This is a genomic window from Arthrobacter sp. DualSoilB13 (assembly GCF_055389195.1).
Genome location: NZ_AP035865.1, coordinates 1,573,188 through 1,595,681, shown reverse-complemented (window position 1 = coordinate 1,595,681; position 22,494 = coordinate 1,573,188). Strand labels below are relative to the sequence as shown.

Annotated in this window: 16 protein-coding genes; 4 read left to right on the top strand and 12 right to left on the bottom strand. The window is 64.0% G+C overall.

Features of this window, described 5'->3' with window-relative positions; genetic code table 11:
* Window positions 1–524 precede the first annotated feature (524 nt).
* The 3 genes from tyrS to ACZ5J0_RS07405 all read right to left on the bottom strand — a co-directional run bounded on the left by tyrS (window position 525) and on the right by ACZ5J0_RS07405 (window position 4,902).
* On the bottom strand, window positions 525–1,835 hold the full coding sequence (gene tyrS / locus ACZ5J0_RS07415) for a tyrosine--tRNA ligase (protein WP_142939583.1): 1,311 nt from the start codon (window positions 1,833–1,835) through the stop codon (window positions 525–527).
* Window positions 1,836–1,873: 38 nt separating this feature from the next.
* Window positions 1,874–4,102, bottom strand: a complete 2,229-nt coding sequence (locus ACZ5J0_RS07410) for a HelD family protein (protein ID WP_464094503.1) — start codon at window positions 4,100–4,102, stop codon at window positions 1,874–1,876.
* A 131-nt stretch (window positions 4,103–4,233) separates the two neighbouring features.
* The gene (locus ACZ5J0_RS07405) at window positions 4,234–4,902 is read right to left on the bottom strand and encodes a DNA-3-methyladenine glycosylase (RefSeq protein WP_464094502.1); all 669 of its coding nucleotides are present in this window, start codon (window positions 4,900–4,902) and stop codon (window positions 4,234–4,236) included.
* An 83-nt stretch (window positions 4,903–4,985) separates the two neighbouring features.
* Here ACZ5J0_RS07405 and ACZ5J0_RS07400 point away from each other — a divergent pair, with 83 nt between their 5' ends.
* Complete coding sequence (locus ACZ5J0_RS07400) at window positions 4,986–6,476, top strand: AlkA N-terminal domain-containing protein (RefSeq protein WP_464097218.1); 1,491 nt, start codon at window positions 4,986–4,988, stop codon at window positions 6,474–6,476.
* A 47-nt stretch (window positions 6,477–6,523) separates the two neighbouring features.
* Here ACZ5J0_RS07400 and ACZ5J0_RS07395 read toward each other — a convergent pair whose 3' ends face one another.
* The 9 genes from ACZ5J0_RS07395 to argC form a co-directional block, all read right to left on the bottom strand.
* Window positions 6,524–7,261, bottom strand: a complete 738-nt coding sequence (locus ACZ5J0_RS07395; RefSeq protein WP_464094501.1) for a maleylpyruvate isomerase family mycothiol-dependent enzyme — start codon at window positions 7,259–7,261, stop codon at window positions 6,524–6,526.
* Between the two features lie 76 nt (window positions 7,262–7,337).
* Window positions 7,338–8,753: an argininosuccinate lyase gene (gene argH / locus ACZ5J0_RS07390; RefSeq protein ID WP_166842790.1), complete on the bottom strand. Its 1,416-nt coding sequence runs from the start codon at window positions 8,751–8,753 to the stop codon at window positions 7,338–7,340.
* Window positions 8,753–9,958 carry an argininosuccinate synthase gene (locus ACZ5J0_RS07385; RefSeq protein ID WP_166842791.1) on the bottom strand — a complete coding sequence of 402 codons (1,206 nt, stop codon included), beginning with the start codon at window positions 9,956–9,958 and terminating at the stop codon, window positions 8,753–8,755. The genes argH and ACZ5J0_RS07385 overlap by 1 nt, the downstream gene beginning before the upstream one ends.
* A gap of 68 nt (window positions 9,959–10,026) precedes the next feature.
* Window positions 10,027–10,566: an arginine repressor gene (locus ACZ5J0_RS07380; protein WP_142939589.1), complete on the bottom strand. Its 540-nt coding sequence runs from the start codon at window positions 10,564–10,566 to the stop codon at window positions 10,027–10,029.
* The gene (argF, locus tag ACZ5J0_RS07375) at window positions 10,566–11,591 is read right to left on the bottom strand and encodes an ornithine carbamoyltransferase (RefSeq protein ID WP_166842792.1); all 1,026 of its coding nucleotides are present in this window, start codon (window positions 11,589–11,591) and stop codon (window positions 10,566–10,568) included. The genes ACZ5J0_RS07380 and argF overlap by 1 nt, the downstream gene beginning before the upstream one ends.
* Window positions 11,588–12,928, bottom strand: a complete 1,341-nt coding sequence (locus ACZ5J0_RS07370) for an acetylornithine transaminase (protein WP_208097201.1) — start codon at window positions 12,926–12,928, stop codon at window positions 11,588–11,590. The genes argF and ACZ5J0_RS07370 overlap by 4 nt, the downstream gene beginning before the upstream one ends.
* Entirely contained in the window at window positions 12,925–13,884 is a 960-nt protein-coding gene (argB, locus tag ACZ5J0_RS07365; RefSeq protein WP_250819926.1) for an acetylglutamate kinase, read from the bottom strand. The genes ACZ5J0_RS07370 and argB overlap by 4 nt, the downstream gene beginning before the upstream one ends.
* Window positions 13,885–13,894: 10 nt before the next feature.
* On the bottom strand, window positions 13,895–15,061 hold the full coding sequence (argJ, locus tag ACZ5J0_RS07360; protein WP_142939592.1) for a bifunctional glutamate N-acetyltransferase/amino-acid acetyltransferase ArgJ: 1,167 nt from the start codon (window positions 15,059–15,061) through the stop codon (window positions 13,895–13,897).
* Window positions 15,058–16,101 (bottom strand): N-acetyl-gamma-glutamyl-phosphate reductase, encoded by a 1,044-nt coding sequence (gene argC, locus ACZ5J0_RS07355; RefSeq protein ID WP_142939593.1) that lies wholly within the window; start codon window positions 16,099–16,101, stop codon window positions 15,058–15,060. Before argC ends, argJ begins: the two co-directional genes overlap by 4 nt.
* Before the next feature lie 167 nt (window positions 16,102–16,268).
* On the opposite strand from argC, the gene ACZ5J0_RS07350 reads away from it, so the two are divergent.
* The 3 genes from ACZ5J0_RS07350 to ACZ5J0_RS07340 all read left to right on the top strand — a co-directional run bounded on the left by ACZ5J0_RS07350 (window position 16,269) and on the right by ACZ5J0_RS07340 (window position 22,483).
* Window positions 16,269–17,357 (top strand): fatty acid desaturase family protein, encoded by a 1,089-nt coding sequence (locus ACZ5J0_RS07350; RefSeq protein WP_142939594.1) that lies wholly within the window; start codon window positions 16,269–16,271, stop codon window positions 17,355–17,357.
* A gap of 85 nt (window positions 17,358–17,442) precedes the next feature.
* Window positions 17,443–18,408, top strand: coding sequence for a quinone oxidoreductase family protein (locus ACZ5J0_RS07345; RefSeq protein WP_142939595.1), 966 nt, complete (start codon window positions 17,443–17,445; stop codon window positions 18,406–18,408).
* A gap of 118 nt (window positions 18,409–18,526) precedes the next feature.
* The gene (locus ACZ5J0_RS07340) at window positions 18,527–22,483 is read left to right on the top strand and encodes a Pls/PosA family non-ribosomal peptide synthetase (RefSeq protein WP_464094500.1); all 3,957 of its coding nucleotides are present in this window, start codon (window positions 18,527–18,529) and stop codon (window positions 22,481–22,483) included.
* The last annotated feature ends 11 nt before the right edge of the window (window positions 22,484–22,494 follow it).

Below are 22,494 nucleotides of genomic sequence, written 5' to 3'. Positions count from 1 at the left end.
ATCTTTCCGCATCAGCGGCGGCGACTCGAATAACTTTACACGCGCCCAACCCCCACACCAAATCCACCCCAACACCACCCAAAAACCCCGCCAACACAAAGAAAACAACCCCAAACCACCCCCCAACCCCAACAAAAACCTCCCGTGAAGCCCATCACACCCCCCACCACGCCAACCAAACACCAAAACCCAAGCACCGCCGTCGAACACCCACCCAACCCGCAAAACCTGAGAGAGCGACGCCCCCAAACCCGCCGGACGTGAGCGAGCGACGCCCAAAAACAGCAAATAAGTGAGAGAGCGACCGAAGGAGGCCGCGGTTATCCGGCAGCGCGCGTCCAAGGGAGGAACGACCGAGCGCACAGAGGATGACCGCCGCCACCGACCCAACCCCACTCACCGACCCAACCGCCACGCACCACCCCAGCGAAGCCGCTCACCCGCAAACAATTCCGCTGACACGCGAAAAGGGCCGGCAACCATAACGGTTGCCGGCCCTTTCGTGACGCGATTGAAACGAGGACCTAGGCCGAAACCTCGATGGTTGCCAGGTTCTTCTTGCCCCGGCGGAGGAGCAAGTACCGGCCATGAAGCAGTTCGTCCTGGCCAATGATGGCGTCGGGATCGGACACTTTGGTGTTGTTCACGTAGGCACCGCCCTCGCCCACGGTCCGGCGGGCGGCCGACTTGCTGTCTGACAGACCCGAAGCAACCAGGAGGTCAATGATGCCCAGGCCGTCGGCACTAATCGTCGCGGAGGGAAGTTCCGCCGTGGCTGCTTCAAGGGTCCGCTCATCCAGTACGGTGAGGTCGCCGTTCCCGAACAAGGCAGCCGAAGCGGCGATGACTTTCTCGGTTGCGTCGACGCCGTGCACCAAGGAGGTCACCTCGAAGGCAAGCTTCTTCTGACCTTCACGGGCAAACGGACGCTCCTCCACGGCCTGGCCGAGCGCCTCAATCTCCGCGCGCGAAAGGAACGTGAACACCTTGAGGCGATCCACCACATCGGCATCGGCCGTGTTGAGCCAGAACTGGTAGAACGTGTACGGGCTGCACATGTCCGGGTCCAGCCAGATGGCGTTGCCTTCGCTCTTGCCGAACTTGGTGCCGTCGGAGTTGGTGATGAGCGGCGTGCCAAGTGCGTGGACGCTCTTGCCTTCCACCTTGCGGATGAGTTCGGTTCCGCTGGTGAGGTTGCCCCACTGATCCGAGCCGCCGGTCTGCAGTGCGCAGCCGTAGTCGCGGAAGAGCTGGAGGTAGTCCATGCCCTGCAGGATCTGGTAGCTGAACTCGGTGTAGCTGATGCCTTCGTCCGAGCTGAGGCGCGACGCCACGGCATCCTTGCGGAGCATGGTGCCAACACGGAAGTGCTTGCCGATCTCGCGGAGGAAGTCGATGGCACTCAAAGGCGCCGTCCAGTCCAGGTTGTTGACCATGCGGGCTGGGTTGTCGCCATCGAAGCTGAGGAAGCGGCGCACCTGGCCCTGAAGGTAGCCAACCCACTCCGCCACGGTGTCCTTGGTGTTCAAGGTGCGTTCCGCCGTCGGACGCGGGTCGCCGATCAGGCCGGTGGACCCACCCACCAAGCCGAGCGGCTTGTGGCCGGCCAACTGCAGGCGTCGCATTACCAGCAACTGCACCAGGTTGCCCAAGTGCAGCGACGGCGCGGTGGGATCGAAGCCACAGTAATACGTGATCGGGTCCCCGGCGAGCAGTTTTTCCAGTTCAGTTTCATCAGTGGAAACGTGAACCAGACCGCGCCATTTGAGCTCCTGCCAGACGTTGGCAAAGGCGGGATCGTTGTGCTGGGACTCGAGGTTGTTTACGTGTGACACGAGATCTAAGTTAGCACCGGTTGCGGGGTCCGTTTTTCCTAGCGCTCGATGCCGGCGGGTACCGGTGCGGCTGCGATGAGGCGTAGACGCTGCGTGGCCCGGGTCATGGCGACGTAGAGGTCGCCCACCTTGCCGTGCTCGTGGTTCAACATGGCAGCTGGTTCCAGGACCACAACGCCGTCGAATTCCAGGCCCTTGGCTTCCTTGGGACTGATCACCACGATGTCTTGCTGGTAACTGCCTGCGCCGCTGCCGATGCGGCGTCCGTAGACCTCGCGCAGCGCAGCAGTGGCCTGCGGCAGCAAGGGACCGTCGGCAATAACAGCCAGCAGGCCGCCGTCGATCGCTTCCACTTCCTCCGGCAGGACTTCAACCAAGCGCTTCACGATGCCGTCCGCTTCGACGTGGTCCACGATGGGTGACCATTTGCCTTCGCGGACGGCCTTGGGTGCCGAGACAACCAAGCCTGCGCGGTTGGCCATGCGAACGGCAGCTTCTGCAATCTGCGATGGTGTGCGGTAGTTGACGGTCAGTTCTTCCAGCGTCCAGCGGTCACCGAACGACGGCGCCAGCGCGCTTTGCCACGAATTGGCACCTGCTGCTGCACTCGTTTGGGCGATGTCGCCCACAATCGTGAAGGACTTCAGCGGGCAGCGCCGCACCAGGAGGCGCCACTGCATGGGCGAGAGTTCCTGGGCCTCGTCAACAACGATGTGGCCGAAAGCCCACGACCTATCGCTCGTGGCACGTTCGGCAGCGGTCAGCCGCCCCTCGCGTTCCTGGTTCTGTTCAGCGAGCTCTTCAGCCGTCACCAGGACGTCCACGCCCATCGCTTCCATGTTGGCCAGGGTCTGCTTGGCGTTGGCGAGATCGCGTGCACGGTCCGCCTCCTGTTGGGCCAGTCCCCTGCCGGCGGCCGGGTCCAGCTCACCGAGCAACTCTGCAGCCTCGTCCAACAGCGGAACGTCCGCCTCGGTCCACGGGGCATCCACGGGGCGCTCAAGCAGCGAACGCTGTGCGGGTGTCAGGTGCGGCGTGCAGGCTTCGAGGATGGCCGGCTTGCTGAAGAGCTCGGAAATGAGCTTCTCGGGGGTCATCGGCATCCAGCAAAGGTTGAGCGCGATGCGAACGTCGCGGGCCGACCTTACGTCTTCGGCCAGATAGGCGCGATCGGCGTTGTTGCCGATGTTGCCTTCCTCTACGAGGTCCGTCAGCTGCTCCGTGAGCTCGCGCAGGAGGATCTTGACGAACGTGAGCCGCGCTTCGTTATGCGGCTTTCCTGTGGCGCGGGCTTTCTCGCGGGCACGGCGGACCTGCCGAACCGTCAGTGTCAGCTTCCGCGAATCAACTTCGAGGATGCGGTCTTCTGCAGGTGTCCGTTGCCGGTTTGCCACGGCGTTTGCCACCACGGTGGCCATGTCCAGCTTGCCTTTGAGGGCCGCGACGTCCGCATCTTCCTCGGGAATGGCATGTATGCCGGGCATGAGGCGGCCGAGGCTGGCCATGACCACACCGGTCTCACCGAGCGACGGCAGAACACGTTCGATGTAATGCATGAAGGACGACGACGGTCCAACGAGCAGAACACCGGCGCTCTTGAGCCGCTCGCGGTGCGTGTAGAGCAGGTAGGCGGCACGGTGCAGGGCTACGGCGGTCTTGCCCGTTCCGGGGCCGCCCTGGACTACCAGCGCACCGGAAATGGAGGAACGGATGATCCGGTCCTGCTCGGACTGGATGGTGCCCACGATGTCCGACATGCGGCCCGTACGCTTGGAATTGAGCGCGGCCAGCAGCGCGCCTTCACCCTGGAGTGAGTCGTTGTCAGCGAGCATCCCGGCGTCCAGGACGTCGTCTTCAATCGCCTTAACGTCGCGTCCCTGAAGGATCAGGTGGCGACGACGGCGGACACCTTGGCGATCGAACGCGGTGGCTTGGTAAAAATGACCGGCTTCCGGGGCACGCCAGTCGACCATCAGCCGCTGGAGATCGGCCGTGGAAAGACCAATACGGCCGATGTACTGCGCCTCACCGGAATCAAGGTCCAGGCGGCCAAAGACCAAGCGGTCGTCGACGGCGTCCAGCTGGGCCAGGCGGTCTTCGTACAGTGCCGCGAACGCATCACGTTCTGAGACGTTCTGCATGGTTCCCACCGCGCCGGCCTTGCGCACCTGCGCCAGCTGGGCGCGTTTTTCGGCGCGCAGCTCATCGAGCCGGGCATAGAGCCCGGCAACATATTCCTGCTCATGGACCAAATCAGCGTCGTGCATCGAACCGTAACCCCTATCGCAAAAGACAGACCTACCATTCTACAGCGATTTTGGTAAACGTGGGGGTGCACGTCATACGCCGGACTGCGTCACAAAAAGTCGAAGGTTCTGCCGAGCCGCCAGCGCTGAGGTCAGTTGGTGGCGCTCCGGTTTCGCGGCCGTGCTGCCTTGTAGCGGGACACCGTAGGATCGTCCTCGATCCAGAAGCGCCAGGGGTATTCAGTGCTTCCGCCCGGACCCGCTACGCCCACCCGCGGTCCGCTGGCAACGGCAGCTGCCGGCGTCCTGGGCAACCACAAACTGAACGGTTCCGCGAGCGCGTCACGGCCAGTGTCCGCCGTCGTAAGTCCCAGTGCGGAGGCTAGCCTGGCGGGTCCGCTGGCCAGGTCCTTGTGCGCTTTGGATGCCGGCCGTCGTAGGGCGGCGAGCCCCTCCCCCTCGACGATCTCGCCGGCACGCAGGAGAAGGGCTGACGCCGTGCCGTCGGGACCGCAGACAATGTTGGCGCAGTAGTGCATGCCGTAGGTGAAGTAGACGTACAGGAATCCCGGTGGCCCGAACATGGGCGCATTCCGGGCGGTAGGACCACCGAAGGTGTGGGAGCCGGGGTCGGGGTGCTCTGAATCGCGCGGCCCAAGGTAGGCCTCTACTTCGGTGAGCCTGACGGAGACCGGACCGGCTTCCGAGTGGTGGGTCAGTACCGCGCCGAGTATCTGCGGAGCGATGACACGGGGGTCACCTTCGAGGAACGCGCGCACCGCGGCCGGGTCGCTGACCTCGTTGTCCATGGACGAACTCATGACCAGACCCTAGCAACAATGCGGCGAACGGTTATGTCCGATTTCCGCTAGCAGCAGCTTCCGGCGGGTGTCAGGATTAGGCCATGGACTTCTGGCAGCGCTACAGGGCGATCGACGCCCGCGACACCCGCTTTGACGGTCAGTTTTTCACCGCCGTCAGCTCCACCGGCATCTATTGCCGGCCGTCGTGCCCCGCGCGCACCCCTAAGGCAGCGAACGTCACGTTTTATGAAACGTCCGCGGCCGCTCACGAAGCGGGATACCGCGCCTGCAAGCGATGCCTGCCTGAGGCAGTCCCTGGAACGCCCGCGTGGAACATCCGTTCCGACGTCGCCGGCCGCGCCATGAGGCTCATCAACGACGGCGTGATCAACCGCGAGGGCGTCGACGGCCTCGCGAGCCGTCTGGGGTACTCCGCCCGGCAGCTCAACCGCATCCTCAGCAACGAACTCGGCGCGGGTCCTCTCTCACTGGCGCGGGCAAGCAGGGCACAGACCGCCAGGACGCTGCTGGTCTCCACCGACATGCTCCTGGCCGACGTTGCGTTCGCGTCAGGGTTTAACAGTGTGCGGCAATTCAACGACACCATCGGCGAGGTTTTCGCGATGACCCCGACGGCGGTGCGTGCCACTGCGGCGAAGTCCGGCCCGCACAGGGGCACCGGGGTTTCGGGGGCGGCGCCTGCCGCTCTGACGCTGAACCTTCCATACAGGGAACCGTTTGATCCGGGAATCTTCGACTTCCTGGCAGTTCGGGCGGTTCCAGGCATCGAGGCAGCAAGTACCTCGGCGGATGGAACCAGGACCTATGCCCGCACGCTGCGCCTGCCGCGGGGCAGCGCGTCGTTGTCTGTCTCGTACAACCCTTCAGCTCCCGGCAGGCCGCTGCAACTCACAGCTGCGGTGCGGGATCTCCACGATCTCCAGGCACTTCTGAGCCGGGTCCGGAGGCTGTTTGACTTAGACGCGGATCCTCAGGCAATCGATAACGCACTGGCAAGGGATCCGAGGCTTTCGGCGAGCGTCGCTGCAATTCCGGGGGTGCGGGTGCCGGGCGCTGTGGATCCACACGAGCTGTTGATCCGAGCCATGATCGGACAACAAATCACCGTAGCTGCCGCCAGAACCGCCCTCACTCAGTTGTCAGTGGCCGGGTCCGCTGTTGATGGCACCTCCCCCGGCTTGGAGCGATTGTTCCCGACGACGGCCGAACTCGCCGAACACGGCCGGGGACTCCTCCGTGGACCACAGCGCCGGATCGACTCCATTGTTGCTGCCGCCGAAGCAATGGCCAGTGGGGCCCTCGACTTCGGGTACGGCGACGACCTCGACAGCCTCGCCCGGAAGCTTCTCCCGATGCCCGGCGTGGGACCGTGGACGGTGGGCTATGTCGCTATGCGGGTGCTTGGAGCTCCCGACGTCTTCCTGGCCAATGATGCCGCAGTACGAAACGGGTTGAAGGTCCTGCCCGCCGCAGCAGGGCTCAGTACCGACTTCCGCGAAGTGAGCCCCTGGCGCTCCTATGCCACCATGCACTTGTGGCGGGCAGCAGCGGCAAAGACACGACGGACGTGAGAGAGCGACCGCCCAAGACACGACGGACGTGAGAGAGCGACTGGGATTTAGCGGGCCCCGGGCTGCGCTGCTGGCCAGGGCAGGAGCTCCGGCAGGTCCACTCCATCAGCGGCTGCAGTGGCCCTGAGGCTTCCGAGGCTGGGTTCGCGGCCTGCAAGCCACGCGGCGATGTCGGTCAGCATGCCGGTGATGGCTATGGAAGTGCCTCCGGTGCCGACGCTCCTTGGGGGAAGACCCGTGGGCTGCAGGACAAATTTGTAGGACTCCGGGACACGTGCGGCGAGGAACCCGATGAGGTGTTCGCAGAAAGGCCTGCTCCACGTTTCCGGTCCGAACCCCACGCTTAGGTCCGAAGCATGGATGGTCAGTTCGCGCCACAGCGCCAGCCCGCCGTCGAACACTGTCCCGTCCCTGTAGGCGATCCGCGCCTGCCAATCGTCCGGACCCAAGGCATCAAACGCGTCGATGGCGGCCCCGATCGCAGCGGTGACAGACTCGGTGTGTTGCGCGAGACTGTGCCCTGCCGCCAGGTTGATCGCCTTCGTACGGCCGTCCATGCCGCCGTCGTACAGTTCCACCGTTTCGCCGCGGCGCGCGTACTCCAGCTGCCGGGTCATTGCCTTGGAAATTCCCGCAAGGTGAGCGAGGACGTGGCCACGGGTCCACCCCGGCAGTTCCGACGGTTCAGCGACCGAGGATTCTTCCATCTTTGATAGGAGGCGGATGGCGGTGTCAGCGGCTTTGTGAAGCTCTGCGGGCAGCGCCTCAGGGGTGATCTGAGTCATAGCGCCATGCTAGCCCACCCGCTTAAACACCCGTGGGATGACACCGAAGTGCCATCCCACAGTAGTCGCGAACCGATTAGCCTGCGTAGGAGCGTGCTGCGTCCAGTTCCGCTTCCAGGGCCGCCAGTTGGCGCTCGACGGCGGCTGGTGCCGTTCCGCCCTGCGAGTTGCGGCTGTTGAGCGAACCTTCAGTACTGAGAACGCTACGAACCTCGGGAGTCAGGTGCTCCGAGATTGCTGCATATTCCTCGTCCGTCAGATCCCACAACTCCACGCCGCGACCTTCGGCCTGCTTCACAGCAGCACCGGAGAGCTCGTGGGCCTCCCGGAACGGAACGCCCTGGCGGACGAGCCACTCGGCAATGTCCGTGGCCAACGCGAAGCCCTGCGGAGCCAGTGATTCCATGCGCTCCGTGTTGAACTTCAGGGTGGCGATCATGCCGGACACTGCCGGAAGCAGGAGCTCCAGGGTGTCGGCGGCGTCGAAGACCGGCTCTTTGTCCTCTTGCAGATCGCGGTTGTACGCGAGTGGCAGTCCCTTGAGCGTCGCGAGGAGGCCGGTCAGGTTGCCGATGAGGCGTCCCGCCTTGCCGCGGGCCAGCTCAGCAACGTCCGGGTTCTTCTTTTGCGGCATGATGGAGGACCCCGTGGAGTACGAGTCATGCAGCGTGACGAAGGAGAACTCCTTGGTGGCCCAGAAGATGACTTCCTCGGAGATCCTGGACAGGTCCACGCCGATCATGGAGCAAACCCACGCGAACTCGGCGAAGACATCGCGCGAAGCGGTGCCATCAATCGAGTTGTGCACAGCCGAGAAGAAGCCAAGGTCAGCGGCAACAGCTTCAGGGTCAAGGCCCAGGGACGAACCCGCCAGCGCACCCGAACCATAGGGCGAAACACCAGCGCGCTTGTCCCAATCCTGGAGTCGCTGCACATCGCGCAGCAGTGCCCAGGCGTGAGCCAGCAGGTGGTGGCTCAGCAACACCGGCTGTGCATGCTGCAAGTGCGTCCGTCCGGGCATCGCTACGCCGTGGTGGGCCTTGGCCTGCTCCACGAGGGCATCGATGGTGGCAAGGACACCGCGGGCGATGATGCGGGCGTGGTCACGCAGGAACATACGGCCGAGGGTGGCCACTTGGTCGTTGCGGGAACGGCCAGCGCGGAGCTTGCCGCCCAGTTGGGTACCGGCACGTTCGATCAAGCCACGTTCAAGGGACCCGTGAACGTCCTCATCGCTCTCAGCCGGAAGGTAGGCGCCGCTCGCGACGTCCTCGTCCAGCTGGGTGAGAGCGGCCAGCATGCCTTCTAGTTCGGCATTGTCCAACAGCCCGGCCTTAGCCAGCACGCGGGCGTGGGCCTTGGAACCGGCGATGTCGTAGCGGGCGAGCCGCCAGTCAAAGTGTGTGGACTTGCTCAGAGCGGCCAGCGCATCCGCGGGCCCGCCGGCGAACCGGCCGCCCCACAGTGCACCTTCGTTTGTAGCCGACGTCATTACTGCCCTGCGACGCGGAGGTCGCGGCCGGAAGCAACCTTGGAGGACATGCCCCACAGTTCGATGAAGCCACGTGCCATTGACTGATCGAAGGTATCGCCGGTGTCGTAGGTGGCGAGGTCGAAGTCGTACAGGGAGGTCTCGGAGCGACGACCGTTGACGATTGCCTGGCCACCGTGCAGGACCATGCGGATGTCACCGGAGACGTACTGCTGGGTGTCCTCGATGAAAGCGTCCAAGGAGCGCTTCAGCGGGGAGAACCACTGTCCGTCGTACACCAGCTCGGCCCAGCGCTGGCCAACGGTGGCCTTGAAGCGGGCCTGCTCGCGCTCGATGGTGATGTCCTCGAGGTGCTTGTGGGCCGTGATCAGCGCCATGGCACCCGGGGCTTCGTAGATTTCGCGGGACTTGATGCCCACCAGGCGGTCCTCGACGACGTCGATGCGGCCTACGCCCTGCGCGCCTGCACGGCGGTTCAGTTCCTGGATGGCCTGCAACGGGGTGACCTTGACGCCGTCGATGGCCACCGGCACGCCGGCCTGGAAGGAAATGGTGACCTCATCCGGTGCCGGCGGGAATTCCGGGGTTGCGGTGTAGTCGTAGATGTCCTTGGTGGGAGCGTTCCAGATGTCCTCGAGGTAACCGGTTTCGACGGCGCGTCCCCAGACGTTCTGGTCGATCGAGTACGGGTTCTTCTTGGTGGTCTCGATCGGCAGACCCTTTTCCTCGGCGAAGGCGATGGCCTTATCGCGGGTCAGGGCGAGGTCGCGGACCGGTGCGATGCACTTCAGGTCCGGGCCGAGGGTCTGGATGCCAACTTCGAAGCGGACCTGGTCGTTGCCCTTGCCGGTGCAGCCGTGCGCAACGGTGGTAGCGCCGAATTCGCGGGCAGCCTTCACGAGGTGCTTCACGATGACCGGACGCGAGATAGCCGAAACCAACGGGTAGTGGCCCTGGTAGAGGGCGTTGGCCTTCAGGGTGGGCATGGCGTACTCGTTGGCGAACTCGTCACGGGCGTCGGCCACGTAAGCCTCCACGGCGCCGCAACCGAGGGCGCGCTGACGGATGGTCTCCAGGGACTCGCCACCCTGTCCGACGTCGACGGCCACAGCGATGACCTCGGCGCCGGTGGCTTCACCGATCCAGCCGATGGCTACGGACGTATCAAGGCCACCGGAGTAGGCCAGAACAATGCGCTCAGTCACGAGAGTGCTCCTTTGTTGTTGCTTGGTTCATTCGAATCAATGCTGGTGTGAATCAATGCTTGGAAAATCTATTGGTTGCCAGGCCCGGCTTCTTCGGCCATGCGCAGGAAACGCGCCGCCAGTTCAGCACCGCCATCAGGATCCCGTGCGACCAGCAGCAAAGTGTCGTCGCCTGCGATCGTACCCAATACTGACGGCATCACGGAGTGATCCACGGCCAGTGCCAGGAAGTTCGCTGCTCCTGGCGGAGTGCGGAGGACCACGATGTTGCCCGAGGCCTCCGCGGTCACCAGGAGTTCCCCGCACAGGCGGGTCAGCCGTGCATCCAGGATTTCCTGGGTCACGCCGCTCTTGGCATTGCGGTCGCCGCCCTCCCCCGGGACGGCGTAAACGAGGGCTCCCTCTTTGCCCCGGACCCGGACTGCGCCCAGTTCCACGAGGTCGCGCGACAACGTGGCCTGGGTGACCTGGACGCCGTCGTCTGCCAGCAGAGCTGCAAGCTCTGCCTGCGAACGCACGGACTCACCCGTCAGGATCGCGGTGATACGCGCCTGGCGGGCAGTCTTGGTGGCCGGACTGGCGCCCGGCACGGACGGGTTGGTGGACACTAGAACGTGCTCTCCACAGTGTTTTCCAGGACGGAGATACCCTCAACGGGTGAAAGTCCCTCAACGATCGCGAGTCCGGAGCGGTGCATCAGCCATGCCATCAATGCCTTCTGCGCGTGGAGGCGGTTCTCCGCTTCATCCCAGACGATCGACTGCGGGCCGTCGATGACCCCGGCGGAAATTTCGTAGCCGCGGTATGCCGGAAGGCAGTGAAGAACGACGGCGTCCGGCGCGGCCTGCTCCATGGCGGCCTCATCCACGGAATAGTCGCGGAAGAGCTGCATCCGGGCTTCCTTTTCGGCCTCCTGACCCATGGACACCCACGTGTCCGTTGCCACAACGTCTGCGCCCTTGAGGGCTTCGACGGCGTCGCTGGTGATGAGCACTGAGCCGCCGGTCTCGGCAGCACGTTCCTCCGCAGCAGCCACGATCTCCGGCGCGGGCAGGTAACCTTCGGGACCGGCGATGCGCACATGCATTCCGGCAGTCACGCCAGCGAGGAGGTACGAGTTGGCCATGTTGTTCGCGGCGTCACCCAGGTAGGCCATGCTCAAGCCGGCCAGTTCCCCTTTGTGCTCCTTGACAGCCAGAAGATCGGCCAAGAGCTGGCAGGGGTGGTAGTCATCGCACAATGCATTGATAACCGGGACCTTGGAGTTCTCCGCCATGGCCACCAGGCCCGAGTGGGCACCCGTTCGCCACACGATGGTGGAGACCATGCGCTCCAGGACTTTCGCCGTGTCCTCCACGGATTCCTTGTGGCCAATCTGCGCTTCACCCGGGTTGATGATGAGGGCATTGCCACCCATGTCCGCAATGCCGGTGGCAAATGAAACACGCGTGCGGGTGGAGGTCTTGTCAAAGATCACGGCCACCGTCTTACGGCCATTGCCCTCAGCGGCGAAAGGCTGCACGCTGTACGGCGCGGCCTTCATCCGGACTGCGAGTTCCAGAACCTCAGCCTGTTCGGCAGGACTGAGGTCCGTGTCTTTGAGGAAGTGACGGGTGGCGGTGGAAGAAGTCACTGTGCGTCCTTAGCGGTGTTGGCTGTAGCCGTAGCGATCAGGGTGGGAAGAGCGTCCAGGAAACGGTCCGCTTGATCAAGGGTCAGGATCAGCGGCGGCGCGAGGCGGATGGTCCGCGGGCCCGGGCTGTTGATGATGAAGCCTGCGTCCAAAGCTGCGCTCACCATGGCGGGTGCGACGTCGGCGTTCACATCGAAGCCGATCAGCAGGCCCTCGCCGCGGACTTCAGTGACAGGCTCAATGGCGGCCAGTCCTTCACGAAGGTGGGCACCGACGGTCAGCACGTTCTGCAGGACACCCTGGCTTTCGATGGCGTGCAGTGTGGCCAGTGCAGCGGCCGTGGCCACCGGGTTGCCGCCGAACGTGGTGCCATGCTGTCCGGCGGTGAGCAGGGCCGACGTCGTACTTCCGAAAGTGATCAAGGCACCAACCGGGAAGCCGCCGCCAAGGCCCTTGGCGAGGGTGACGGCGTCGGGAACAATTCCGGCATCTTCGCTGGCCAACCACTTGCCGGTCCGGCCAATACCGGTCTGGACCTCGTCAAGAATCAACAGCGCACCGGCAGCTGTGGTCACCTCGCGAGCTGCCTGCAGGTATTCGGTGCTGAGCGGCCGGACGCCCGCTTCACCCTGGATAGGTTCCAGGAAAACGGCTGCGGTGGAATCATCGACGGCGGCACGCAGGGCTTCGATGTCACCGAACGGGATGTGAACCACGCCACCGGGCAGTGGTTCGAACGGCGCACGGTAAGCCTCTTTGGCGGTGAGCGCCAAGGCCCCCATGGTGCGGCCGTGGAAGGCCCCCTCCAGCGCGATGATCTTGGTGCGCTTCCCGTCACTGTTGTTACGGCGCGCCAACTTGAACGCGGCCTCATTGGCCTCGGTACCGGAGTTGGCAAAGAACACCTTGGAACCGGCCGGAGCATTGCTGATAGCCAGGAGCTTCTCAGCCAGCGCGATCTGCGTGGGGCTGGTGAAGAAGTTGGACACATGCCCCAGCGTGGCCAGCTGGCTGGAAATCACGGAAGTGACGAAGGGGTGCGCATGACCCAGAGCGTTCACTGCGATGCCGCCTAGAAGGTCCAGGTACTCCTTGCCGTCGGCGTCCCACACAAGACAGCCGGCGCCCCGCACCAACACGCGCTGCGGCGTGCCAAAGACACCCATCAGCGAGGACGAGTAACGGGCCAGCCAGTCAGCACCTGAGCTCTGGGAAACGAGCGTGGTTGCGGCAGCCTCCGCAGCGATGGGGGCCCCGCCCGCTCCGCGGTGGCCGACCACGCCCGGCCCCCCATCGCTGCTGCGGCTTTCGGCGGTATGGCTCAGTTCGGTGCTCATGCGTTCACTTCCTCGTCGGGAACTACCTGCGTGCCGATGCCCGCGGTGGTGAAGGTTTCCAGCAGCATCGAGTGCGGGAGACGCCCGTCTACGATGTGCGCGCGTTCCACTCCTTCGTCGATGGCTTTGAGGCAGGCGGCCATTTTTGGAATCATTCCGGACTCTAGGCGAGGCAGCATGTCGCGGAGTTCCGATGCGGTCAGTGACGAGATCAGCGAGGATTTGTCCGGCCAGTTGGCGTACAGGCCTTCGACGTCGGTCAGGATGACGAGCTTGGTGGCGCCAAGTGCAGACGCGACGGCGGCCGCTGCAGTGTCCGCATTGACGTTCAGGACCTGACCCGTGGTCTGGCCAGTGCCATCTCCTCCGTCAACGATCTCCGGGGCGACCGTTGAGATCACCGGGATGCGGCCGGCGTCGAGGATGTCCTTGATACCCGCGGGGTCCACACCCACCACTTCGCCCACCAGGCCAAGATCTACCTCTTCGCCGTCAACAACCGTGCCCGTGCGGACAGCGCGCAGCAGGCCGCCGTCTTCGCCCGACATGCCGACGGCGTAGGGACCGTGGGAGTTGATCAGGCCCACAAGCTCGCGGCCCACCTGGCCGGTGAGGACCATGCGGACCACGTCCATGGCCTCAGGGGTGGTGACGCGGAGTCCGCCCTTGAATTCGGATTCGATGCCGAGGCGGCCGAGCATGGAGTTGATCTGGGGGCCGCCGCCGTGGACCACCACAGGGTGGATGCCCACGTGGTGGAGGAACACGATGTCCTCGGCGAAGGCACGGCGGAGGTCGTCGTTGACCATGGCGTTGCCACCGTACTTGATCACCATGGTGGTGCCGGCAAAACGCTGGATCCAGGGCAGGGCCTCGATCAGCGTGCCGGCCTTGTCCTGGGCTGTTTTGGCCGAGACGTGGCTCGTTGATGTTGTTTCCCGGGTGTGCGCAGTCATCGTCATCCGCTCAGCTCGAGTAGGCGCTGTTCTCGTGCACGTAATCGTGCGTGAGGTCGTTGGTCCAAATGGTTGCCTCGGCGTCGCCGGCCTGCAGGTCGATTTCGACCAATACTTCGCGGGGCTCCAAGTCCACAAGATTCCGATCATCACCGATTGCGCCGTTGCGGCAAATCTGCACGCCGTTCATGGCGACGTTGATTTGGTCCGGCTCGAACGCGGCATCCGTTGTTCCCACCGCTGAGAGAACGCGACCCCAGTTAGGATCCTTGCCGAAGATGGCTGCCTTGAAAAGGTTGGAGCGGGCAACACTGCGGCTGACGATTTCAGCATCGCGTTCGCTGGCGGCGTTGAAGGTCCGGATAGCGATGTCGTGGCTGGCGCCCTCGGCATCACCGATGAGCTTGCGAGCCAGTTCGGCGCAGACGTGGGTGACCGCTTCACTCAACTGCTCCGCAGAGGGCAGAGCTTCCGACGCCCCGGATGCCAGCAGCACCACGGTGTCGTTGGTGGACATGCAGCCGTCCGAGTCAGCCCGGTCGAAGGTGACGCGTGTGGCGTCGCGGAGGACGACGTCCAGCTCATTTGCCGGAACTTCGGCGTCGGTGGTGAGGACCACCAGCATGGTGGCCAGGCCCGGTGCCAACATACCGGCACCCTTGGCAATGCCGCCGACCGTGAACGGCTTGCCCTGGGCATCAGTGCCGTTGAAGACTGCTTCCTTGGACACACTGTCCGTGGTCATAATCGCTGTGGCGGCAGCGGAGCCGCCATCTTCGGACAGTTCACGGAAAGCCGCCTCCACACCGGGAAGGATCTTGTCCATGGGCAGTTGCTCACCGATCAGGCCCGTTGAGCACACCACGACGTCGGAAGCTGAGACTCCCAGCACCTCTGCCACTTTCTCGGCGGTGGCGTGGGTGTTCTGGAAACCCTGGGGACCGGTGCAGGCGTTGGCTCCACCGGAGTTCAGGACCACTGCATCCACGCGTCCGTCGCTGACCACCTGGCGTGACCAGTGAACCGGCGCAGCAGCCACGCGGTTGGAGGTGAAAACGGCGGCGGCGGACTTTTGCGGCCCGTCGTTGACTACCAGAGCGAAATCCGGGTTGCCCGAGGCCTTGATGCCGGCTTTGATGCCTGCGGCGCGGAATCCCTTGGGGGCGGTAATGGTCACGGTGCAACTCCCTGCAGGTTCAGGCCGGCGGTTTCGTCCAGGCCGAGGGCAATGTTCATGGACTGCACGGCTCCGCCGGCGGTCCCCTTGGTGAGGTTGTCAATGGCGCACGTGACAATCACGCGGCCCGTGTGGGAGTCGAAGGCCAACTGCATCACAGCGTGATTGGAGCCTTGAACGGACTTTGTGGTGGGCCACTGGCCTTCGGGGAGGAGGTGCACGAACGGTTCGTCGTCGTAAGCGTCCGCCCAGGCTTGGCGTAGCTCGGCCTCAGTGACACTGCGTCCAGCCTGCGGCCGCACCTTGGCCGTTGCCGTGGTGAGGATACCGCGACTCATCGGAACCAGCGTGGGCGTGAACGATACCGTCACCGGCTCACCGGCCGCATTGGACAGTCCCTGTTCGATCTCCGGGGTGTGCCGATGTCCGCCGCCAACGCCGTAGGGGCTCATGGACCCCATGACCTCGGCGCCGATGAGGTTGACCTTGGCTGCCTTGCCGGCGCCCGAGGTTCCCGAGGCGGAGACAATCACGACGTCGTCCGTCAGGAGGAGATTGTTGGCGAACCCCGGCGTCAAAGCCAGCAGGGCGGACGTCGGGTAGCAGCCGGGCACGGCAATGCGTGTGGCACCTTTAAGTGCTTCACGCTGCCCGGGGAGCTCAGGGAGGCCGTACGGCCAGGTGCCCGCGTGAGCGGAGCCATAGAACTTTTCCCACGCTGCGGCGTCCTGCAAGCGGTGGTCAGCACCGGCGTCGATCACTACCGTCCCCTCAGGCAACTGGGCAGCGATCTCGGCGGAGGCGCCGTGCGGCAGGGCCAGGAACACGACGTCATGCCCGGAAAGGTTCTCCACTGTGGTGTCTTCCAGAATCCGGCTGGCCAAACCATGGAGATGCGGCTGTAACTCCCCTAGTCTGGAACCGGCGTTGCTGTGAGCGGTGATGGCCCCGATGGTGACGTTCGGATGGCCAGCCAGCAAGCGCAGCACTTCTCCCCCGGCGTAGCCGCTGGCACCGGAGACGGCAACAGAAATAGTCATGACTCCACTGTACAGCAAGAATATTCATGCTGTCCGATATTTATACATGCGGATGTGAGCAGTCTCATTATTTTGGAGAATGGACGTATGCTTAGTGGAGGGTGATCCAGACCGTGCAGTCCGAACGTCGGCTGCAGCGTTGCCCGTTAGCGATACGGGGCACATTTATGTCACCCACGTCCACCGCTGAGCGCCCCAAAGCTCGCGCAATCCAACCCAATCCCGTTGTCCAGAGCTACTCAGAGCTCCTTAAAACCGTCAAGTCGGCTGGACTCCTCGAACGCCGTAGCGGCTTCTACATCTGGGTCTTCGTGGCCCTGGTCCTCCTTATGGCCGGCACCTGGCTTGGCTTCGCCCTCATTGGCGATTCCTGGTACCAGCTCCTGATCGCCGCTGCTGTCGGCATCCTCTGCACGCAGCTTAGCTTCCTTGCCCACGAGGCAGGTCACAAGCAGATCTTCGCTTCGCGCCGCGCCAACGATTGGTCAGCCCGACTCTTGGCAACCGGCGTTGCCGGCATCAGCTACTCCTGGTGGGAACAGAAGCACGGAGCCCACCACAACCACCCCAACGTCATCTCCAAAGACCCGGACATCAGGAACAACGCCTTGGTGTTCTACGAAGACGCAGCAGCTGAGCGTAAGGGCCGCCTTGCTTTCCTCACCAAGAAGCAGGGCTGGTTCTTCTTCCCACTCCTGACGCTCCTGGGCTTGAGCCTGCAGTTCGACTCCCTCCGTTTTGTCTTCGGTAAGCAGAAAGTACGCCACCGCTGGGTAGAGACGCCCATCCTTGTGGCCAGGCTTGCCGCCCTCCCCGTACTGGCCTTCACGTTCCTGCCCATCGGCATGGCTTTCGCCTTCCTCGGCGTGCAGATCATGGTTTACGGCTTTTACATGGGTGCCTCTTTCGCCCCGAACCACAAAGGCATGCCCGTCCTTCCCAAGGACAGCCGCGTGGACTTCCTCAACCGCCAGATCCTGACCTCGCGGAATATCCGCGGTGGCCTCTTCATGGACTTCCTCCTGGGTGGGCTCAACCGTCAAGTGGAGCACCATTTGTTCCCGGACATGGCTCGGCCCCATTTGTACAAGGCCACAAAAATCGTGCGCGAGTTCTGCGCCAAGCACTCCATTTCCTACACCGAGACCAGTCTGATGCAGTCCTATGGCATCGTGGTCAGATACCTCAACGAGGTAGGCCTGGCAGCAGGCCGCGGCTTCGACTGCCCGGTAGCTTCGACGCACGGACGCTTCTAGGCGTTCCACAAGGGAAGCCCCACCTTCCCTAGGATGGAATCTGAAACCGGGCACCGGAAGGACCGCCCCGGATTAAGGAGCCACCATGACGCACGCCATCGTTGCACAGCAGCCCGGAGGACCTGAGGTCCTTGAGTACGCATCTGTGGAAATACCGAAGCCTGGCCCCGGCCAGCTGTTGATCAAGGTCGCAGCTGCCGGGGTCAACTTCATTGAGACCTACCAACGCAGCGGCGCCTATAAAGTGGACTACCCCTTTACCCCGGGTGCGGAGGCCGCCGGTACGGTGGAGGCCGTTGGCGATGGGGTGGAGGAATTCTCCATTGGTGACCGCATTGCCACCGCGGAGGGGTCCAGAACCTACGCGGAGTACGCCATCGTGGAGGCGAGCAAGGCACTTCCGGTACCTGACGGCGTCGACGATCACACGGCAGCAGCCCTGCCGCTGCAGGGCATCACCGCGCACTACCTGATGAACTCATCGTTCCGTGTAGAGCCGGGCCACACCGTTCTGCTTCACGCCGGCGCAGGTGGCGTTGGCCTGCTGTTGACGCAACTCCTGAAGGCCCGCGGAGCCCGCGTCATCACCACCGTCTCCTCGGACGAAAAAGCGGAGCTGTCCTCACTGGCCGGCGCCGATGAAGTGCTCCGTTACGAGGGCTTCGCTGACAAGGTCCGCGAACTCACCGATGGCCAGGGCGTCAACGTGGTGTACGACGGAGTCGGCAAGGACACGTTCGACGACTCCCTGAAGAGCCTGCGGATCCGAGGCGCCATGGTGCTCTTCGGCGCAGCCTCCGGCCCGGTACCGCCATTTGATCCCCAGCGATTGAACGCCGCGGGTTCGCTAACGCTCACTAGGCCCACCATGGCGCACTTCGTCCAGAATGCCCAGGAACGCCGGTGGCGCTCAGCGGAAATTTTCGACGCCGCTGCCAACGGCACCCTCGCAGTCAGGGTGGGCGCTACGTACCCACTGGCAGAGGCAGCCCAGGCACACAGGGACCTTGAAGGCCGCCGCACCACCGGCAAAGTGCTCTTGGTGCCCTGACTGCCATGCCCGGCTCCCTAACAACCGGTTATCTACAGGCGAACAGCAGTACAACACCATGTGACGTGCAGGAAACGTCTGACACCTGTTGTTCACCTTCCTGCGAAAAGCTGTGCCCGTGAGTACAGAACATCCCGTGGGAGCCGGGCAGACGCCTGCCTTGACCACTTACCGCCCCCAGTTCCCGGGCGGCACCGCAGCACCCGCCGGGCGGACCCTCGTGGACATCCTGGAAGAGACCACTGAGTCCTTCCCCGAGGCCTCGGCGCTGGATGACGGCCATAAGTCTTTGAGCTATACCGAGCTGCTGAAGGCAGTCAAGGCTTTCGCCGCACGGTTGAACACTTTAGGGCTTGGACGGGGAGACAAGATCGGCGTCCGGATCCCCTCCGGAACCAACGAACTCTACATCGCCATCTTGGGAATCCTGATGGCCGGCGCCGCCTACGTTCCCGTGGATGCCGACGACCCCGATGAGCGTGCCCGCCTGGTGTTCGGAGAGGCCAAGGTGGGGGCAGTCATCGCCGCCGGCTTGGAGATCCAGCTATCCGGAAGGGCACAGGAGCCTGTTTCCACAGCGACCAAGCCCGGGCTGGACGACGATTCCTGGATTATCTTCACCTCCGGATCTACCGGCACTCCCAAGGGCGTGGCCGTTAAGCACCGTTCCTCGGCCGCGTTCGTCGATGCCGAAGCCCGGATCTTCCTCCAGGCTGAACCCATTGGACCCCAGGACCGGGTGCTTGCCGGCCTGTCCGTAGCCTTCGATGCCTCGTGCGAAGAGATGTGGTTGGCGTGGCGTCACGGAGCTTGCCTGGTACCCGCACCACGAGCCCTGGTTCGGACCGGCATGGATCTGGGGCCGTGGCTCATCAACCATGGGATCACCATCGTGTCCACGGTGCCCACCCTTGCGGCTCTGTGGCCGGCTGAAGCGCTGGAAAACGTCCGACTCCTCATCTTCGGCGGCGAAGCGTGCCCGCCCGAGCTGGCCGAACGCCTCGCCGTGGACGGCCGCGAGGTCTGGAACACCTACGGCCCAACTGAGGCGACTGTCGTTGCCTGCGCTGCTCCCCTTGGCGGACCTGGCCCCGTGCGGATCGGCTTGCCCCTGGATGGTTGGGACCTCGCCGTCGTCGATCCGCAGGGCGTTCCGGTGGCTGAAGGCGAGATCGGGGAACTGATCATAGGCGGCGTGGGACTGGCCCGCTACCTCGATCCCGCCAAGGACGCAGAGAAGTACGCTCCCATGACCTCGCTGGGATGGGACCGCGCTTACCGCTCCGGTGACCTGGTGCGTTTCGAAGCGGAAGGCTTGATCTTCATGGGCCGGGCCGATGAACAGGTCAAGCTAGGCGGGCGACGGATCGAACTGGGCGAAGTAGATGCAGCGCTTCAGTCCTTGCCTGGCGTTGCCGGTGCCGCTGCGGCCGTGCAGACTACGGCGGCCGGTAATCAGATCCTTGTTGGATACCTGGCCCCCGCTGACGGTCATGAAGTGTCCATGGAGGAGGCACGCCGGCTCCTGGGCGAGAGCCTCCCTGCCGCGTTGATCCCGTTGCTGACCGTGGTGGATTCGCTCCCCACCAAGACCAGCGGCAAAGTTGACCGCCACGCACTCCCCTGGCCACTTGCAGGAGCGGGCGCCACCGAGGCCGGCAACGCGCCGCTGAACCTTCCAGATGACGCACGCTGGGTTGTAGAACAGTGGGAGGCGGTACTGGGCACCCCGGTCAGCTCGCTCGACGCTGACTTCTTCGTCTACGGGGGCGGATCCCTGGCTGCAGCCCAACTCGTTTCCGCCCTTCGCGTCCGCTACCCCACCATCACCGTGGCTGATATCTATGCCACGCCGCGCGTCGGCGCGCTGATCGAGGCCGCACGGCAATCACTCCCCGACGGCGGCCTGCCGGGGCCCGCTGCTGAGCGCACCGTCCGCCCTACTGCGTTGAAGTCGCAAATATTCCAGGTGCTGATGGGCGTGCCATTGCACATCCTGGTGGGCATGCGGTGGCTGACCTACCTGATGGCTGCAAACAAGCTGCTGGCGGACTTTGCCGGCTTTGCTGCAGCACCCGTGGTGTCCTGGTGGTGGATCGCAGTATCCTGGCTCATCTTTGTCAGCCCCTTGGGACGGATGACAATCTCAGTGGTTGCAGCCAAGGTGCTGCTTGGCAAGATCCAGCCCGGCACCTATCCGCGTTCCGGGAAGACTCACCTGCGGCTCTGGCTCGCCGAGCAAATTCAAGACCTTTCCGGTGCCATAGGCCTGGCCAGTGCTCCCTTCGTCCCCTACTACGCACGCGCTCTTGGTGCCAAGATCGGCAAGGACGTCCACCTGCACTCTTTGCCCCCGGTCACCGGCCTGTTGTCTTTGGGCAGCGGAGCCAACATTGAGCCCGAAGTGGACCTTTCCGGCTGGTGGGTGGACGGGGATTCCGTCCACATCGGACAAATCCATGTGGGAGCTGGTGCCGTTGTGGGAGCACGAAGCACCCTGATGCCCGGAGCGACCATTGGGGCCGGTGCCCACGTCGATGCTGGATCGGCCGTGCTGGGCAAAGTGAAAGCCGGACATCTCGTGGCCGGCTCCCCCGCGGAGCGCCGCGGTAAAGCCAAGCACGAATGGCCGGAAACCGTCAGCCGGCGGTCCGTGGTTGACCGGTTCTGGTTGATCGCCTTCGCCAGCGCTTCGGCTCTGCTGGCCCTCATTCCCTATATCTCCGCATTCGCCGGCGCGCTGGTGATCCTGGCCTTTATCCAAGGCAACGAATCGCTGCAAACAGCACTTCCACAGATTGCCCTGGCTGTCCCGCTGGCCGCCCTGGTGTGGTTCTTCGGCAACCTGATTCTCATCCTGGTAGTTGCCCGGCTCCTGGGCTTGGGCCTACAAGAGGGCTACTACCGGGTCCGCAGCCGCGTTGGCTGGCAGGTTTGGGCCACGGAACGCCTTCTGGACATGGCCCGGGACCTTCTCTTCCCGGTCTACGCCAGCCTTTTCACACCGATGTGGCTGCGCCTCCTCGGGGCCAAAGTTGGGAAAAACGTGGAAGCCTCCACGGTGCTGCTTGTTCCGAAAATGACCACCATCGGCGACGGCGCCTTCCTGGCTGACGACACCATGGTGGCCTCCTACGAGCTCGGTGGAGGCTGGATGAAGATTGCTCCAGCCAAAATAGGGAAACGCTCCTTCCTTGGCAACTCGGGCATGACCGCTGCGGGACGAAACGTGCCCAAGAACTCCCTTGTTGCGGTACTGTCCGCCACCCCGGCCAAAGCAAAGTCAGGCACCTCCTGGCTGGGCAGCCCGCCCGTCAGGCTGCGCCGCACCGCGGTGGCCGCTGACCAAACCCGCACGTTCCAGCCTCCCCGCAGGCTCAAGATTGCGCGGGCCTTGTGGGAACTGTGCCGTTTGGTGCCTGTCATCCTGACGGTCGCCATCGCCCTCAGTGTCATGCTGGTGCTGGACTGGATAGCGAGCGGATGGGGCTACTGGCTGGCAGCCGTCCTTGGTGGTGTGGTGATGCTGGCAGCAGGGGCCGTAGCTGCACTGAGTTCGATCGTGGCCAAATGGGTTCTGGTGGGGACCATCCGGGCCGGCGAGCACCCGTTGTGGAGCTCCTTCATTTGGCGCAACGAGGTGGTGGATACTTTCATCGAGATGGTGAGCGCCCCGTGGTTTGCGCGCTCTGCTGCAGGAACTCCTGCCTTGGTGTGGTGGTTGCGCGGACTTGGCGCGAAAATCGGCCGCGGCACCTGGTGCGAAAGTTACTGGCTCCCCGAAGCCGACCTCGTGACCCTCGGTGAGAATTCCACCGTCAACCGTGGTTGCGTGGTCCAAACACACCTCTTCCACGACCGTGTCATGAGCCTTGACACCGTCACGCTCGGTAACGGAGCCACCATGGGTCCGCATGGCGTCATCCTCCCCGCGGCCAGTATCGGCAACGGCGGAACCGTTGGCCCGGCGTCGTTGGTCATGCGCGGCGAAACCGTCCCGGCCGGTTCGTATTGGATGGGCAACCCGGTGAGCCCCTGGGTGGGTCCGTCGGCACAAGCGCCGCGCCTGAAGTAGATTGGACGGAT

Coding starts and splice junctions, on each gene's coding strand:
- ACZ5J0_RS07410 (WP_464094503.1), bottom strand. CDS start 4,102: ATGCACGACGCTGATTTGGTCCATGAGCAGGAATATGTTGCCGGGCTC.
- ACZ5J0_RS07405 (WP_464094502.1), bottom strand. CDS start 4,902: ATGAGTTCGTCCATGGACAACGAGGTCAGCGACCCGGCCGCGGTGCGC.
- ACZ5J0_RS07400 (WP_464097218.1), top strand. CDS start 4,986: ATGGACTTCTGGCAGCGCTACAGGGCGATCGACGCCCGCGACACCCGC.
- ACZ5J0_RS07395 (WP_464094501.1), bottom strand. CDS start 7,261: ATGACTCAGATCACCCCTGAGGCGCTGCCCGCAGAGCTTCACAAAGCC.
- argH (WP_166842790.1), bottom strand. CDS start 8,753: ATGACGTCGGCTACAAACGAAGGTGCACTGTGGGGCGGCCGGTTCGCC.
- ACZ5J0_RS07370 (WP_208097201.1), bottom strand. CDS start 12,928: ATGAGCACCGAACTGAGCCATACCGCCGAAAGCCGCAGCAGCGATGGG.
- argB (WP_250819926.1), bottom strand. CDS start 13,884: ATGACTGCGCACACCCGGGAAACAACATCAACGAGCCACGTCTCGGCC.
- argC (WP_142939593.1), bottom strand. CDS start 16,101: ATGACTATTTCTGTTGCCGTCTCCGGTGCCAGCGGCTACGCCGGGGGA.
- ACZ5J0_RS07350 (WP_142939594.1), top strand. CDS start 16,269: ATGTCACCCACGTCCACCGCTGAGCGCCCCAAAGCTCGCGCAATCCAA.
- ACZ5J0_RS07345 (WP_142939595.1), top strand. CDS start 17,443: ATGACGCACGCCATCGTTGCACAGCAGCCCGGAGGACCTGAGGTCCTT.